This window comes from Nocardia sp. CA-145437 (assembly GCF_050956485.1).
In the GTDB taxonomy this organism is placed as follows: Bacteria; Actinomycetota; Actinomycetes; order Mycobacteriales; family Mycobacteriaceae; genus Nocardia.
On sequence record NZ_CP191204.1, the window covers coordinates 7,288,220 to 7,303,626 of the forward strand.

A 15,407-nucleotide genomic window follows, 5' to 3' on the forward strand; every position below is an offset into this window, starting at 1 on the left:
CAATTTGCGGTGATTTGTGGCTGCAACATTGCCATGGTGTTTGTTGCTTTGTTACGGTCGGGCCATGGCTGAGGACAGTGCAACGAGGCGCTCCTATCAGGACGAAGCCCACGCGATTCAGGCTCGGGACGTGCATTTCGACTTCACGTCGGTGCCGATGCACTACATCCCCGGGGAGGTGCTGGCCACGCACGTCGTGAATGTCATGCACCTGGTGCTGCCGGAGGGGGAGCGGGCCATGGCGGCCTGCCTGGCCGAGGCGATGCCATTGATCGACGACGAGCGGTTGCGGGAAGAGGTCGCGGGGTTCGTCGGACAGGAGTCGATGCACGCGAGCAGCCACGAAGGGGCGCGGAAACACCTGCAGGAGATCGGACTCGACGTCGAGTCCTATGTCTCGAAGATCGCGTGGCTCACCGATCGGGTGCTCGGCGACCACGGCCTCACCGGGCGCGCGCAGCAGGAGTGGCTCAAGGAGCGGCTCGGATTGTTCGCGGGGATGGAGCATTTCACCGCGGTCATCGGCGAGTGGCTGCTGGAAACCGACGCGCTGCAACGCGCCGGAATGGATCCGACCATGCTGGATCTGGTCCGGTGGCACGGCGCCGAGGAGGTCGAGCACCGCAGCGTGGTGTTCGACGCGTACATGCACGTCGACGGCGGATACGGGCGGCGGGTCCGCACCGGGCTGCTGGCCAGCGGACTGCTGCTGCCGCTGTTCGTGGTGTCGACCGCGTACCTGTACCGCCGCGATCCGAGCCCGGACAAGGGGCGCTTCTGGCTGAAGCAGTTCGTGAGCGCCACCCGGCGGCAGGTGATTCCGAACTTCACCACCTTCGTCACCGAGATGCCGCGCTACCTGGATCGGAGATTCCATCCCTCCCAACTGGGTTCGATGGACAACGCATTGCGCTACCTGGCGCACTCGCCGGCGGCCCGCGCATGACGGCCGCGCCGACCTTCGGCCTGCGGGCGCTGGGCGCGGCGGTGGACGTGTACAAGAAGGTGTTCACCACTCCCGCGCTGTCGCGACCGCACCCGGTGCGCCACCACGGCTTCGACATGGACGTCGTCGTCGAGACGGTCGAGGCGGAAGCCGAGGATGTGGTGAGTCTGACCCTGGTGCGGCCCGGCCGGGAACGGTTGCCCGCGTGGCGGCCCGGATCGCATCTGGACGTATTCCTGCCGTCCGGCCGGCAGCGGCAGTACTCGCTGTGCGGCGATCCCGTCGACCAGCACTGCTATCGGATCGCGGTGCGCCGGCTGCCCGACGGCGACGGCGGATCACTGGAGACGCACGCGCTGCGCCCCGGCGATCTCGTGCGAATTCGCGGTCCCCGCAACGCGTTCACATTCGTCGAGCGCGCGCCTTCCTATCTCTTCCTCGCCGCCGGAATCGGCATCACGCCGATCCTGCCGATGGTGCACGCGGCCGGAAACCGCGGCCACCTCGTGTATCTGGGGCGGTCCCGGGAAACGATGCCGTTCCTGGACGAACTGCCCCGCGACACCGATATCCGCCCGGATGACGAGTGCGGCGCGCCCGATATCGCGGCGATCCTGCGGACCGCGCGGTCCGGCGCTGCCGTCTATGTCTGCGGCCCGCCGCCGGTCCTGGAGGCCGCGCAGCGCACGCTGTTCGCACTGAATCCGACGGCGTCCCTGCACACCGAACGCTTCTCCGCGCTCCCGGTGCTCGACGGCCGGGAGTTCGATCTGACTCTGGCGCGCAGCGGAATCCAGGTGCGGGTCGGCAGCGCCGAAACCGCGCTGGACGCCATCCGCCGGGTGCGACCCGACGTCGCCTACTCCTGCCGCCAAGGCTTCTGCGGCACCTGCCGGACGCGCGTGCTGTCCGGCGCGGTCGACCATCGCGACCGGCTGCTCACCGAGGCCGAACGACCCGGTCACATGCTCACGTGTGTGTCCCGTGCGGTCGACGGCCCGCTCGTGCTCGACCTCTGACCAGTGAAAGGCCGAACGGTCTCATGCTCACTCGCTTCCCGCTCACACCCACCGACGACACCTTCCTGACCACCGCCGCGCACCGCTACGTCCACGTGGTCGATCTCCCCGGCACCCCGCAGGCGGTCTGGCAGCTGCTGATCGCCGACGATGCCCTGGCCTCCTGGTCGGTGGCGGTCACCGAGGTCGAATGGCTGTCGCCCCGCCCCTTCCGGGCCGGGACCACCCGGGTGGTCACGCTCGGCGGCTTCGTCAGTCTGCTGGAGCGGTTCTACCGCTGGGAGCCCGGTTCGCGCATGACCTTCACGGTCGATGCCGCGTCGATCCCCGGTCTGAAGCACTTCGCCGAAGACATTCAGCTCGCGCCCATCTCGACGGGAACGCGGTTGACCTGGACCTTCGCCCTCGAAGGAACCCCGGCGCTGCGACCCCTGCTCACCGCGGCGAGCCCACTCCAGCGGTACGTCACCCAGACGATCGCCCGGGGCATCGCCCGCCGGGCGCAGCCGACTTCCGCGGCGGCCCGACGATGACCGACACCATCGAACACCGGAACATCGTCATCCTCGGCGCGGGCTTCGGCGGGATCGGGCTCGCGATCAAGTTGCGGGAAGCCGGATTCGAGGATCTGGCGCTGCTGGAACGCGCGTCGGATCTGGGCGGGACCTGGCAGGCCAATACCTATCCCGGGTGCGCGTGCGATGTGCCGTCGCAGTTGTACAGCTACTCGTTCGCGCCGAATCCCGACTGGTCCCGCACGTATGGGCGGCAGCCGGAGATTCTGGAGTACATCCGGGCTGTCGCCACCGAACACGATGTGGTGCGGCACATTCGGCTCGAGACCGAGGTGCTGGACGCGCGCTGGGACGAGGAGCGTTCGCACTGGCTGATCGAGACCTCGCGGGGGCCGATCACGGCGGACTACTTCATCGCGGCGGCGGGAATCTTCGCGGAGGCGAAGTATCCGGACCTGCCGGGACTGGACACCTTCGAGGGCACGGCATTTCACTCCCTGCACTGGGACCACTCCCACGATCTGACCGGGGAGCGGGTCGCGGTGATCGGGACCGGCGCGTCGGCGGTGCAGTTCATTCCCGAGATCCAGCCGAAAGTCGCGCAGCTGACCGTGTTCCAGCGTTCCGCGCCCTGGATCGTGCCGCGCATGGACCGGCGGACGCTCGGAATGGAACGCGCCATGCTGCGCCGGATTCCCTTGACGCAGCGTCTGGTTCGCGGCACCTGGTACGCGCTGATCGAGAGCTTCGGCCTGGTCGGATTCGTGGACAACCGATTCCGGCATCCGTTCGAGACGCTCGGGCGAATCCAGCTGCGCCGGCAGATCCGCGATCCGGAGCTGCGCGCGAAATTGACCCCGGACTACATGATCGGCTGCAAGCGGGCGATCTTCTCCGACGCCTATCTGCCCGCGCTGGAGCGGGACAATGTCGAGGTCGTCACCGACGGTATCGCGGAAGTCCGCCCGCACTCGGTAGTGACACGCGCCGGCGTCGAAATCCCGGTCGACACCATCGTTTTCGGCACCGGCTTCGAACCCCTCGCCGCCGCTTTCGAACACATCACCGGCCGCGACGGCCTCAGCATCGCCGAGCTGTATCGCAAACAGCCGCGCACCTACCTCGGGACAGCCGTCGCCGGCTTCCCCAACTTCTTCTGCACCCTCGGCCCGTTCGGCGCGGCGGGCAACCAGTCGGCCGTCTACATGATCGAGTCGCAGATCGCCTACATCGTCGACGCCCTCACCACCGTGCGCGACCGCGGCGGGCGCCGGGTGGAAGTGCTTGCCACGCAGCAGGACGCGTTCGTGGCCGAGATGCACCGGCGCAGCGCGGCGACGGTGTGGCTCACCGGCGGCTGCGAGACGTACTACACGACGCCGGACGGCGGCAATGCCGGACTGTATCCGGGCTGGAGCTTCGAGTATCGCAGGCGCACACAGCAGTTCGATTCCGACGCGTACGAGGTGAGCGCTTGATGGAGTACGACATCGACGGCAAGGTCGTCCTGATCACGGGCGCGGGCCAGGGCATCGGCCGGTCCCTGGCCGCCATCCTGCACCGGCGCGGCGCACGGGTGATCGTCGCCGATATCGACGAAACCGCCGCGCGGCGAACCGCACTCGACCTCGGCGAACGCGCCCACGCCGTCACCGCCGACGTCACCGATCGGGCGCGCATGGCGGCTGTGGTCGCCGAGGCGGTCGAGCGGTTCGGCGGCCTGGACGTGGTCGTCGCCAACGCGGGCGTGACACCGGTGCCCGCCACCCTGCGCACCATGGACCCGCGCGACTTCGACCGCGTCCTCGGCATCAACCTGACCGGCGTCTTCAATACCGTGCACCCTGCACTCGACCACATCGTCCGCGCCCGCGGCCACGTCGTCGTGGTGTCCTCCTGCGCCGCCTTCGCCCCCGGCATGGGCGGGTCGCCGTACATGATGAGCAAGGCCGCGGTCGAGCAGCTGGGCCGCGCCCTGCGGGTGGAGCTCGCCGCGAGCGGGGCCACCGCCGGCGTCGCCTACTTCGGCATCGTCGAGACCGCCATGACCCACGACATGCTCGACGCCGACGACCTGGGCCGCCGCCTGGACGCCTTGCTGCCCTGGCCGCTGAGCGTGCGCATCACCGCCGACCAAGCCGCCCGCACCATCGCCGACGGCATCACGCGCCGCGCCGCCCGCACCATCGCACCGCGCGGATGGACGCCCTACGCGCTGCTGCGCGGCGCGATCAATGTCGTGCTCGACGGCCGACTGGCCGCGAATCCCACTGTCCACCAGCTCATTCACGCGATCGAGGACCGCCGATGACCGACACCCTGCCCGCGGCCTTCCAGCACACCGCCGCCATCGACCCCGACGCGATCGCCCTCCGCACTCCCGGCGACACCCAGACCCTGACCTGGCGGGACTACGCCCGCCAGGTGCGGGAGGTCGCCGCCGGGCTCGCCGCCATCGGCGTCACGCGCGGGGACACCGTGGCGCTGATGATGAGCAACCGGATCGAGTTCTATCCGCTCGAGGTCGGTGCGCAGCATCTGGGAGCGACCTCGTTCTCGGTGTACAACACGCTGCCCGCCGAGCAGCTGGCGTACGTGCTCGGGAACGCGGGAGCGCGAATCGTGATGTGCGAGTCGCACTACGTGGAGCGGTTGCGGAGCTGCGGGGTGCACCTCGATCGGATCATCTGCGTGGACGACGCACCCGAGGGGACCATGACGGTCGCCGAGCTGATCGCGTCCGGGGCAACCGATTTCGACTTCGAGGCCGCGTGGCGGGCCGTCCGGCCCGAGGACATCGCCACCCTGATCTACACGTCCGGGACCACCGGCGATCCCAAGGGCGTGGAGACCACGCACGCCAATCTGCTGTTCCAGGTGCGCGGGGTCGCCGAGGTGCTGGGATTCGTATTCGGCGACACCATCACCTCGTTCATGCCGACCGCGCACATCGCCGACCGGCTCACCGCGCTGTACGTGCAGGAAGTGCTCGGCACCCAGGTCACCTGCGTCAGCGACGCCAAGCAGATCGCGCCCGCGCTGGTCGATCTGAAGCCGACCGTGTGGGGTGCGGTGCCCCGGGTGTGGGAGAAGCTGAAGGCGGCAATCGAATCCAAGGTCGCCGGTGAACCGGATGTCGACCGGCGGTCGGCGATGGAGTGGGCGCTGTCGGTGGCGGCCACCCGCAGCGGCTACCAGCTGGCCGGTGAAGCGGTGCCCGAGGATGTGGCGGCGGATTGGAAGCGCGCCGACGAGATGGTCTTGCGGCACCTGCGGGCCGCAATGGGTTTCGACCGGCTGCGATGGGCGCTGTCCGGAGCCGCCCCGATTCCCCCGCGGACCCTGGGATTCTTTGCCGGACTGGGCATTCCGATCGCCGAGATCTGGGGCATGTCGGAGCTGTCGTGCATCTGCAGCGTCTCCCATCCGGACGACGCGAAACTCGGCACGGTCGGACAACTGTTGCCCGGCATGGCGGCCCGCCACACCGCCGACGGTGAGCTCCAGGTGCGCGGACCGCTGGTGATGAAGGGGTATCGCGGGCTGCCCGAGCAGACGGCGGAGGCGATCGACGCGGAGGGCTGGCTGTCCACCGGCGACATCATCACCGTCGACAGCGACGGCTACCTCACGGTCGTGGATCGCAAGAAGGAACTGATCATCAACGCGGCCGGCAAGAACATGTCGCCCACCCACATCGAGAACACGGTGAAGGCGGCCGCCCCGCTGATCGGAGCCATGGCGGTGATCGGTGACGGGCGGCCGTACAACACGGCGTTGATCGTGCTCGACGAGGAGACCGGGGAACGGTTCGCCGACCCGGTGGTGCTCGAGGCGATCACGGCCGGGGTGGCCGCCGGGAACGAACGCCTCTCGCGGGTGGAGCAGATCAAGCGGTTCGTGGTGCTGCCGACCTTCTGGGAGGCGGGCGGCGACGAGATCACTCTGACCATGAAGCTCAAGCGCAAGGCCATTGCCGCCAAGTACGCGAAGGAGATCGACGAACTCTACGAAGTCAGGGGTTGACGCGGTTGGCTAACTCGATTAGCTTTATGGCTATCGCAGTTAGCTACTCCTGGGGAGCAAAAGACCATGACGCAGTACGTGGACATCGACGGCGGCCGGATCGCATACGACGAGCAGGGCACCGGCCCGCTGGTGGTGCTGTCCCACGGGATGGGCATCGACCGCACCGTGAACCGCCACCTCGCCCCGCTGCTGGCGGCGGCCGGATACCGGGTGGTCAACACCGATATGCGCGGCCACGGCGAGTCCAGCCTGGACTGGGCGTCGGAGACCGGCAAGGCGGCCATCAGCCGCACCGACGTCGCCCACGACCTGCTGGCCGTCATCGAGCGGCTGGGCGGCGGTCCCGCCATCGTGGTGGGCCACTCGCTCTCGGGCGGCTCGGCCACCATCGCCGCGGCGCTGCGGCCGGACCTGGTGCGGGCGATCGTGGAGATCAACCCCTTCACCCTCACCCAGAAGGCCGACGTGGGAGCGCTTTTCACCAACGCGCGCCACCGCCGCGGCATGGTCCCGCTGATGGGGACCATGATGTTCCAGAGCATCGGCCAGTGGCTGAAGTACCTGCGAGTGGCCATGCCGTCGCAGCCCGCCGACCTCGACGCCTATCTGGGCGAGGTGGCCGCCAAGCTGCGCGAGCCCGGCCGGATGGCCGAGTTCATGAAGTGCGGCAAGTCCACCCCGGCCGACGCGGAAGCCCAGGTGCCCAACGTGACCCGGCCCGCGCTCATCCTGATGGGCACCGCCGACCCGGACTTCCCGAGCCCCGAGGCCGAGGGCCAGCGCATCGTCGCCGCCCTGCCCGCCGGGCTGGGCAGTCTGGGCCTGATCGAGGGCACCGGCCACTACCCGCAGTTCGAGGCCGCCGAGCGCACCGCCGAACTGATGCTGCCGTTCCTGAAGGAACACCATGCCTAGGGTCGGGCTGAACCGGACCGACGTCATCGCCGCCGGCGCCGCCCTCGCCGACGAGGTCGGCTTCGGCGACCTGGCGCTGGGCGCGCTCGCGCAGCGGCTCGGGGTGCGCACGCCGTCGCTCTACAAGCACATCGAGAGCCTGGCCGACCTGCAGCACGCCATCGCCGCGCTCGCCATGGCCGAACTCGACGCCCGGGTCCGCGACGCCATGCACGGACTCGCGGGCCGCGACGCGCTCACCGCCTTCGCCAACGCCTTCCGCGGCTACGTGGTCGAACATCCGGGCCGGTACGCCGCCACCGTGGGCGCGCGCTTCACCGGGCCGGACGACCCACTGCTGCAATCGGGTTCGCGGCTGCTGGAATCCATGGAGGCGGTGCTGCGCGGCTACGGCATCGGCGCCGACGAGATGGTGCACGCGCTGCGCACGCTGCGCTCCACCTTCCACGGTTTCGCCAGTCTGCAGGCCTCCGACGGCTTCCAGTGGAGCGACGACGCCGAGCAGAGTTTCGTCTGGATGATCCGTTTTCTCGACCGTGGACTCACCGACATCGGCCTACGATGAGCCGATGACGATGCTGGCCGCACGACTCCATCTGGGACCCGAACGCCGACTCGAACTGGACCGGGTGCCGATCCCGGAACCCGGCCCGGACCACGTACTGGTCAAGGTCGAAGCCGCCGGTGTGTGCCTGTCCGACGTGCACCTCATCGACGGCACCCTGACCCCGCTGTTCCTGCGCGGCGACGTGGTGACGCTGGGCCACGAGGTCGCGGGCACCGTCCACGCTCTCGGACCGGGGGTCACCACCGCGAAGGTCGGCGATCGAGTCCTGTTGCAGGCGGGCGAACTGCGCGGCGGCGCCACCTTCACCCGCGGCGTCGATTACGACGGCGGCTGGGCCGAATACACCCTGGCCCGCGTCGACACCCTGGTCCCGATTCCCGACGAACTGCCCTTCGAACAGGCATGCTTCATCCCCGACGCGGTGTCCACGCCGTGGGCGGCCATCACCGCCACCGCCGAGGTGAAAGCCGGTGAGGCCGTGGGCGTCTGGGGCGTCGGCGGGCTCGGCGCGCACGGGATCCAGTTGCTGCGCCTGGTCGGGGCCGCACCCATCATCGCGATCGATCCGCTGCCCGCCGCCCGTGAGCGCGCGCTGTCCTTCGGCGCGGATCTCGCGTTCGATCCGGCCGATCCGGACCTGCGCGCCAAGATCTTCCAGGCCAGCGGCACCGGTCTGGCCGCGGCCTTCGACTTCGCGGGCGTGGCGCCGGTGCGTGAACAGGCGGTCACCTGCCTCGCACCGCAGGGCCGCCTGGTGCTGGTCGGGCTGACCGACAAGCCGATCACCATCACCGGCGGCACCGCGTTCAGCTTCTTCCAGCAGCAGCTGCGCGGGCACTACGGGTCCGCACCGGAGCATGTCACCCAGCTGGTGAAACTCCAAGGGCTGCAACGGATCGACTTCGCACGCTCGGTGAGCGCCGTGGTGCCGCTGGCCGACGCCCCCAAGGCCGTTCACGCCCTGGAGGCCAAGGAAGGCAACCCGATCCGGATCGTCCTGAAACCGTAGGCGACGAGAGTCCCTGGCGCGGGCTAACCGAGCCGACGCTGGAAGACGTTGGCGGACTGGCCGTTCGAGAGGTCGACGGTGTAGACCCCCAGATCTGCGGATGTGGGGGTCAGGTCCAGGACCATGAAGCCCAGGGCGTCGTAGTTCTCGTAGAGCGCGCCGTTGGGGCTGCCCTTACCGCCCGAGGACGGTTCGCCGTGCACGGATTTCGCGGCCGCGCCGGAGATGATCTGCCGGGTGCCCTTCGACGCGGTGGTGGGTTCGAGCACCTGCAGCGAATGATCGTGGCCCGACAACAGAAACTGGCAGCGGCCGACCACGTGCGCCTCGAAGAAGTCCCGCGCGTGGCGGCCGTCGATCGGGTCGATGGTCAATCCGTCGTATTCGCCGGCGTTGCCGTGCGGCCCGTTGTTGCGGTACGGGTGGTGGGTGCAGGCGATCTTCCAGGGTGCGGGGGACTCGTCGAGGGCGCGGTCCAGCCAGGCCGCCTGCTCGGTCATGAACTGGCCGTCGGCCGCCCAGTACGGCTGGAAGAGCGGGGGCAGGTAGGCGGCCACGGGGTTCAGGTCGAGCACAAAGAACTCGACCACCGGATTCTCCTGGGGAACCCGCACCGAGTAATAGCGCGACGGCATGAACCAGCGGGCCGAGCGGGCGTGATACGCCACCTCGTGATCGCCGCGCAGCAGCCAGCCGCCGTCGCCCGGCAGGATCGAGGAATTGTCGTGATTGCCCTGCACCATGAGCCAGGGGAAGTCGAGGTCGTGGTTGGGGTTCTCGAACTTGGCCGCGAACTGGGCGTCGTCGTCGGCCCACGGGCCCTGCTCGTAGACATTGTCACCGAGGGCGAGGGCGAGCGAGAACGGGTCGCGCGCATGCTGTTCGCGCATGGCGTCGGCGACCTGCCACTGCGGGCGCGCGCCGGTGCCCGCGTCTCCGGTGACGAGCACGCGCAGCCGCTGCGCGTCGGGGAAGCCGAATTTGCCGACGGCCGGGTCGTTCTCGGCCCGCGCGGGCGCCGCGCCCACGGTCAGCGCCGCGGCGCCGCCCACCGCCGCGGCGGCGGTGCCGCCGATGAAAGCCCGACGATCGACGGTCATGCTCTGCTCCCTGCCTGTCACCCTGGACTCCCCGGCTGCCACCCTGGTCGGTTGACCAGTATTCCGAACTCCCAGCCCCGCCGCAGAGTACGACGTCATGACCCCGCCCACACCGGCACGACACGACACGTTCTTCCAGGCCAGGACCTTTTGACAGCGACTCGGCCCGATGAGAGTGTTGGGGATCTGATTTCTCACCACGAGCTCGGCCGTAGGGGGACCCCGCAATGACGACACTGGCCTCGGGCCTGTTCCTGGATTGGGAACAAATAACGGGCCAGTCCAAACTCGTGGTCGATCTGATCAGCTTCCCCATCTTCAGCGCCATCGCCGGCTGGCTCACCAACTGGACCGGCGTGCTGATGTTGTTCTGGCCGGTCTACTTCAAGGGTTTCCGGGTGCCCGGCCTCGAGATCCTCTACCCCTACCTGCCGCGCCGCGTCCAGGTGCTGCCCACCTTCTCCGGCGACGGCAGGCAGCTCGGCTTCCAGGGATTCATCCCCGCGCGCGCCGAGAAGATGGCCAGCATCTGCGTGGACGTGGCCATCATGCGGATCGGCAGTCCCAAGGACTTCATTCGCGAACTCGACCTCGAGGGCATCGCCGACTACATCGCCGAGGTGGGCCGCAAACAGGTGCCGGGCATGGTCGACGAGATCATGAGCAAGGAGAACCCGGACCTGTGGGGCGCGGTGCCCAAGTCCGTGCGCAATGCGCTCTACCAGCGCATCGAACGCGAACTGCCGTCGCTGGCCCGGAACGCCTTCGACCAGCTCGGCGACAATGTCGACCAGCTGATCGACATCAAGGACTTCGTCATCCGGTATCTGCGGGAGAACCCGGAGATCCTCAAGGACCTGACCACTACCATCGCCGCACCGGAACTCAAGTTCATGGTCCGCATCGGCCTGCTGGGCGCGCCGTTCGGCCTGCTGCTGGCGCTGTACATGCATGTCCACCAGAGCATTCCGGTGCTGGGCTGGATCCCGCCGTGGCTGGTCATCCTGTCCGCGACCGCGACCATCGGCGTGCTGGTCAATGTCATCGCCGTCAAGATGGTGTTCGAGCCGGGCGATCCCCAGCCTTGGTACAAGTACCTGTGGAAGCAGGCGCTGCTGGCCAAGCGGCAGCCCGAGGCCGCCGCCGATCTGGCCCACATCCTGGCCTACCAGGTGCTGACCCTGCCGAACCTGGCGGGCGAACTGCTCAGCGGCCCTAACGGTGACAAGACCCGGCAGCTGCTGGAACGGCTCATCGCCAAGGAGATCCACCGCCAGCTCGGGCCGACCCACTCGGTGGTGCGGACCGTGTTCGGCAAGCGGCAGTTCGACAATCTGAAGATCGGCGCGACCACCGCCGCGGTGGGGCTGGCCCCGAGCCTGGCCGACGATCCGGAATTCGCGGCCGCACAGGCCAAGAAGATCGACGAGTTCGCGGCCCGCAAGCTGCAGCAGCTCACCCCGGGCGAGTTCATGGAGATGTTCTATGCCTCCGTCGAGCAGGACGCCTGGCTGCTGTATCTCCACGGCGCCGCCCTGGGCCTGGTGGTCGGGGCCGTGCATCTGATCCTTTTCGGCTGGTAGACACCCCTTTCGGAGCAAGTCTCCGGCAGCCCGGGAAATCAAGCACGCATGCTTGCATTTTTCCGGGACGGCTGCGATGCTGAGCCCGTGGCCGATCTCGAGGCATTGCTCGCCGACTTCACCGCCGAATGCGCCGATCTCGATCGGCTGATCGCGGACCTGGATCCGACCGGCTGGGAGCGCGACACGCCTGCCGCCGGGTGGACCATCGCGCACCAGATCGCTCATCTGAACTGGACCGATCAGGTCGCCGCCATCGCGGCCACCGATGCGGCCGAATTCGACAAGCTGGTCCAGGCGGCGCTGCCGAAGGCCCTCACCTTCGTCGACGAGGCCGCCGAGGAGGGCGCGAAAGCCCCTGCGCCGCAATTGCTCGCCGACTGGCGTCGCGACCGTGCCGCCCTGGTGGAGGCGCTGCGCGCCGTTCCGGCCGGGACCAAACTGCCCTGGTTCGGCCCGCCCATGAGCCCCGCCTCCATGGTCACCGCCCGCCTGATGGAGACCTGGGCACACGGCCAGGACGTGGCCGACACGCTCGGCCTCACCCGGGAGCCCACCGCGCGGCTGCGACACATCGCGCACATCGGCGTCCGGACCCGGAACTTCGCGTACATGACGCACGGCAAGACCGCTCCCGCCGAGGAGTTCCGCATCGAGCTGACCGCGCCCGATGGCAGTCTGTGGACCTGGGGCCCGGACGACGCCGCCCAGCGGATCAGCGGTCCGGCGTGGGATTTCTGCCAGCTGGTCACCCAGCGTCGCCATCTCGACGATCTGGCTCTCGAGGTGCGGGGCGCGGAGGCGTTGGAATGGCTGGGCCTGGCCCAGGCCTTCGCCGGACCGCCCGGAAGCGGCAGAACGGCGGGCCAGTTCGCCTGACCCGCCGTCGATCCCGGCCTCCGACCAGAATCCCCAATTCCCACAGGGGCTTTTCTCCCAGCGGTCCGGGCAATGCCCGACCGGCTGGGAGGGAGCGAGCGAGCGCCAGCCTGGGTGCGCCGTGCCTGGTGCCGACCGGACGCCGTTGGCCGGAGGTCTCTTCGATGGCAGTCGAGTTGGCGCTCGCCGCTTACAAGTTTTTACCCAGGCTTTCGCTGCCGAAAACCTGATGATGCCCAACCTTTCTCGATAGTGATCCTGGTCTCACCTACGACATGTGGTACCCGCCGCCACCGTAATCTGGACGCGCGTACGACTTTCAATGGTGCGGGTCTGCGTTGCGCAGGGGGCCCCAGGGGAGAGGGAGAGGACGCACCAGTCATGTCGCATCAATTGGCGACCCAGGCCGCCCGGTCGACCCGGCGAACGGCCCAGGTGATCCGCTACAGCGCCATCGTCACCGCCAGCATGGCCAGCATCGGGCTGACCGTCGCGGCGGGCTCGTACATCGCCAACGAGATGGCCCAGCGGCCCGGCAAGCTCACGACCACCACACCGGCCGGACGCCCGGCGCTCGCCGCGCCCGGCCCCGCCACCGATCGGCCGGGCGTCCAGCTCGGCGCGCCGATCGCCGAGAAGATCACGCTGACCTCGCTTTTCAGCGGATATCCGCTGGATCCGGCGGTGGCGCAGTCGATTCCGGACCACATCCCCGGCAGCGCTCCCGCGGCCGAGGCGCCACGGCCGCTGGCCGGTCAGCTCCGGCTCGGCACCACCTATGTGGGCGCGCAGCTGGCCGGGGCTCAGCACGAGACGGTGACCCTCACCCTCGACACCAACGTCTTCGCCACCGTGGCCGACGTGCTGCTGAACTCGCCGCTCGGGCAGCAGCTGGGGATCACCACCGACCCGACCGCCAACACCCGGCTGCGCACCGATGTGGACAGCCGCGGCGACGTGACGCTGACCCTGTCGGATCCGGCGCTGGGCACCTACGGCCTGCAGATCGCCCGGCATCCGGTTCCGGCCGCGGCCGATACGAACGTCGTCCACGGAGAAGACTCCGCGACCGTCACTGTGTGAGACTTCCGGTGTGTACGACTACTGCGTGATCGGCGGGGGTATCGTCGGCGTGGCGACCGCGCACCGCATTCTCCAGCGTCACCCGGGGGCGAGCCTGCTGCTGGTGGAGAAGGCCCGACAGCTGGGCCTGCACCAGACCGGGCACAACAGCGGGGTCATCCACTCCGGCATCTACTACGAGCCCGGAAGCTTGAAGGCGCGGCTGTGCGTGCGCGGCGCGGAGCTGACCAAGGAATTCGCGGCGGCACACCACATTCCATTCGAGGAATGCGGAAAACTGCTGGTGGCCACCGATGCGGCAGAGCACGCGCGGATGCTCGCGCTCTACGAGCGGTCGGTCGCCAACGGGGTCGAGGTGGAATTGCTCGACGCCGCCGAACTGGTGCGACGGGAGCCGCGGATCACCGGGGTCGGGGCCCTGTTCGTGGCGAGCACCGGCATCATCGACTACGGCAAGGTGACCCGGGCGCTGGCCGAGGACGTGCGCGCGGCCGGGGGCGAGATCGTTCTGAACGCGGAGATCGCCGCCATCGCCGAAACAGACTCAGCGGTAACAATTTCCGGTCCGACCGGCAGCCGGCAGGCCCGGCGGCTGGTGGTGTGCGCGGGCCTGCAGGCCGACCGGATGGCGCGACTGGCGCGACTCGACATCGATCTGCGCATCGTGCCCTTCCGCGGCGAGTACTACCAGCTGCCGCCGCACCGCAAAGATCTGGTGAACACCCTCATCTACCCGATCCCGGATCCCGAATTGCCGTTCCTGGGGGTGCATCTGAGCCCCACCATCGACGGCGCGCTGACCGTCGGGCCCAATGCCGTGCTCGGCCTGGCCCGCGAGGGGTACCGCAAGGGGAGCGTGAATCTGCGTGACGCCCGGGAGATCCTGGGCTACCGCGGTTTTCACAAGGTGGCCGCCGCCAATGTCCGCACCGGGCTGCGGGAGCTGCGCAACTCGCTGTTCAAGCGCGGTTACCTGGCCGAATGCCGCCGCTACTGCCCGGAGTTGACGGTCGCCGACCTGTTGCCACGGGAGGCCGGTATCCGCGCCCAAGCGGTGCTGCGCGACGGTAGCCTGGCTCACGACTTCCTGCTCGAGCGCACGCCGCGCTCGGTGCACGTGCTCAACGCACCGTCTCCGGCGGCCACCTCCGCGCTGCCGATCGCCGAGTACATCGTGGATCGATTGGACGACTCCGTTCAATAAATAGGATTGCTGTAGTACTTTTAATGGCAGCCGTGGGACAGGGAGCAGCCTATGGGCCATTTCAAGTATGCGAGTGATGTCGGCGCACCGGTGGAAGTCGCGTTCACATATACGGACAACCATCAGTTCGTGCCGGACTGGGCGTTCGGCGTGGCCGCCTTCGAGCCGGTCGGGGATTCCGACCATGGTCTCGGAGCGGTCTTCGCCGCGACGCTGCGTGTCGGCCTGTGGCATCCCACGATCGAGTGTGAGATCACCGACTACCGCCGCAACGCGGTCATCGAGTACACACTGCGCCGACGCCGGAAGGGGAAGCCGGCGTCGGCGTGCTCCAACTTCTGTGTCATCACCCTGCGCTTCGACCCGCTCGGGTACGGACGCGCGGTGCTGACCTCGGAGACCGAGTACTGGGCGCCGCGCGGCGTCACCGGCAAGTTGCTCTCCGCGGTGCTGGCCGCATTGGTGCAGGCCACGGTCCGGCGGACCGAATCGCAATTGCGCAGGGAGATAGAGGAATTCCACGGCACCGATCTTGTCGGCCGGATCGCGTAGGGTAG

15 protein-coding genes are annotated in these 15,407 nt (G+C 68.6%); 14 read left to right on the top strand and 1 reads right to left on the bottom strand.

Annotated features, from left to right (window positions below):
• Nucleotides 1-64 precede the first annotated feature (64 nt).
• From ACQPYY_RS33715 to ACQPYY_RS33755, 9 genes are all read left to right on the top strand, one after another.
• Nucleotides 65-946, top strand: coding sequence for a metal-dependent hydrolase (locus tag ACQPYY_RS33715; RefSeq protein ID WP_433592238.1), 882 nt, complete (start codon nucleotides 65-67; stop codon nucleotides 944-946).
• The gene (locus tag ACQPYY_RS33720) at nucleotides 943-1,965 is read left to right on the top strand and encodes a PDR/VanB family oxidoreductase (RefSeq protein ID WP_433592239.1); all 1,023 of its coding nucleotides are present in this window, start codon (nucleotides 943-945) and stop codon (nucleotides 1,963-1,965) included. Before ACQPYY_RS33715 ends, ACQPYY_RS33720 begins: the two co-directional genes overlap by 4 nt.
• Before the next feature lie 23 nt (nucleotides 1,966-1,988).
• On the top strand, nucleotides 1,989-2,498 hold the full coding sequence (locus ACQPYY_RS33725; protein WP_433592240.1) for an SRPBCC family protein: 510 nt from the start codon (nucleotides 1,989-1,991) through the stop codon (nucleotides 2,496-2,498).
• Complete coding sequence (locus ACQPYY_RS33730) at nucleotides 2,495-3,958, top strand: flavin-containing monooxygenase (RefSeq protein ID WP_433592241.1); 1,464 nt, start codon at nucleotides 2,495-2,497, stop codon at nucleotides 3,956-3,958. The genes ACQPYY_RS33725 and ACQPYY_RS33730 overlap by 4 nt, the downstream gene beginning before the upstream one ends.
• A complete protein-coding gene (locus tag ACQPYY_RS33735; protein WP_433592242.1) occupies nucleotides 3,958-4,791 on the top strand; it encodes a short-chain dehydrogenase/reductase in 834 nt (277 codons plus the stop codon). The genes ACQPYY_RS33730 and ACQPYY_RS33735 overlap by 1 nt, the downstream gene beginning before the upstream one ends.
• Nucleotides 4,788-6,506 carry a fatty acid--CoA ligase FadD11 gene (gene fadD11 / locus ACQPYY_RS33740; RefSeq protein WP_433592243.1) on the top strand — a complete coding sequence of 573 codons (1,719 nt, stop codon included), beginning with the start codon at nucleotides 4,788-4,790 and terminating at the stop codon, nucleotides 6,504-6,506. The genes ACQPYY_RS33735 and fadD11 overlap by 4 nt, the downstream gene beginning before the upstream one ends.
• 66 nt (nucleotides 6,507-6,572) lie before the next feature.
• The gene (locus ACQPYY_RS33745; protein WP_433592244.1) at nucleotides 6,573-7,424 is read left to right on the top strand and encodes an alpha/beta fold hydrolase; all 852 of its coding nucleotides are present in this window, start codon (nucleotides 6,573-6,575) and stop codon (nucleotides 7,422-7,424) included.
• Nucleotides 7,417-7,989, top strand: coding sequence for a TetR/AcrR family transcriptional regulator (locus tag ACQPYY_RS33750; protein ID WP_379102878.1), 573 nt, complete (start codon nucleotides 7,417-7,419; stop codon nucleotides 7,987-7,989). The genes ACQPYY_RS33745 and ACQPYY_RS33750 overlap by 8 nt, the downstream gene beginning before the upstream one ends.
• Before the next feature lie 4 nt (nucleotides 7,990-7,993).
• Complete coding sequence (locus tag ACQPYY_RS33755) at nucleotides 7,994-9,001, top strand: zinc-binding dehydrogenase (protein WP_379102880.1); 1,008 nt, start codon at nucleotides 7,994-7,996, stop codon at nucleotides 8,999-9,001.
• Between the two features lie 23 nt (nucleotides 9,002-9,024).
• On the opposite strand, the gene ACQPYY_RS33760 is transcribed toward ACQPYY_RS33755, so the two are convergent.
• Entirely contained in the window at nucleotides 9,025-10,101 is a 1,077-nt protein-coding gene (locus ACQPYY_RS33760) for a metallophosphoesterase (RefSeq protein ID WP_433592245.1), read from the bottom strand.
• A gap of 227 nt (nucleotides 10,102-10,328) precedes the next feature.
• Between ACQPYY_RS33760 and ACQPYY_RS33765 the strand changes: the two genes are divergently transcribed.
• The 5 genes from ACQPYY_RS33765 (at nucleotide 10,329) to ACQPYY_RS33785 (ending at nucleotide 15,402) form a co-directional block, all read left to right on the top strand.
• A complete protein-coding gene (locus ACQPYY_RS33765) occupies nucleotides 10,329-11,684 on the top strand; it encodes a hypothetical protein (RefSeq protein ID WP_379102884.1) in 1,356 nt (451 codons plus the stop codon).
• A gap of 87 nt (nucleotides 11,685-11,771) precedes the next feature.
• On the top strand, nucleotides 11,772-12,563 hold the full coding sequence (locus tag ACQPYY_RS33770; RefSeq protein WP_379102886.1) for a TIGR03084 family metal-binding protein: 792 nt from the start codon (nucleotides 11,772-11,774) through the stop codon (nucleotides 12,561-12,563).
• Nucleotides 12,564-12,944: 381 nt separating this feature from the next.
• Nucleotides 12,945-13,646, top strand: coding sequence for a hypothetical protein (locus tag ACQPYY_RS33775; protein ID WP_433592246.1), 702 nt, complete (start codon nucleotides 12,945-12,947; stop codon nucleotides 13,644-13,646).
• 10 nt (nucleotides 13,647-13,656) lie between these two features.
• Nucleotides 13,657-14,850 carry an L-2-hydroxyglutarate oxidase gene (gene lhgO, locus ACQPYY_RS33780; protein WP_433592247.1) on the top strand — a complete coding sequence of 398 codons (1,194 nt, stop codon included), beginning with the start codon at nucleotides 13,657-13,659 and terminating at the stop codon, nucleotides 14,848-14,850.
• 51 nt (nucleotides 14,851-14,901) lie between these two features.
• On the top strand, nucleotides 14,902-15,402 hold the full coding sequence (locus ACQPYY_RS33785; protein WP_379102892.1) for an SRPBCC family protein: 501 nt from the start codon (nucleotides 14,902-14,904) through the stop codon (nucleotides 15,400-15,402).
• The last annotated feature ends 5 nt before the right edge of the window (nucleotides 15,403-15,407 follow it).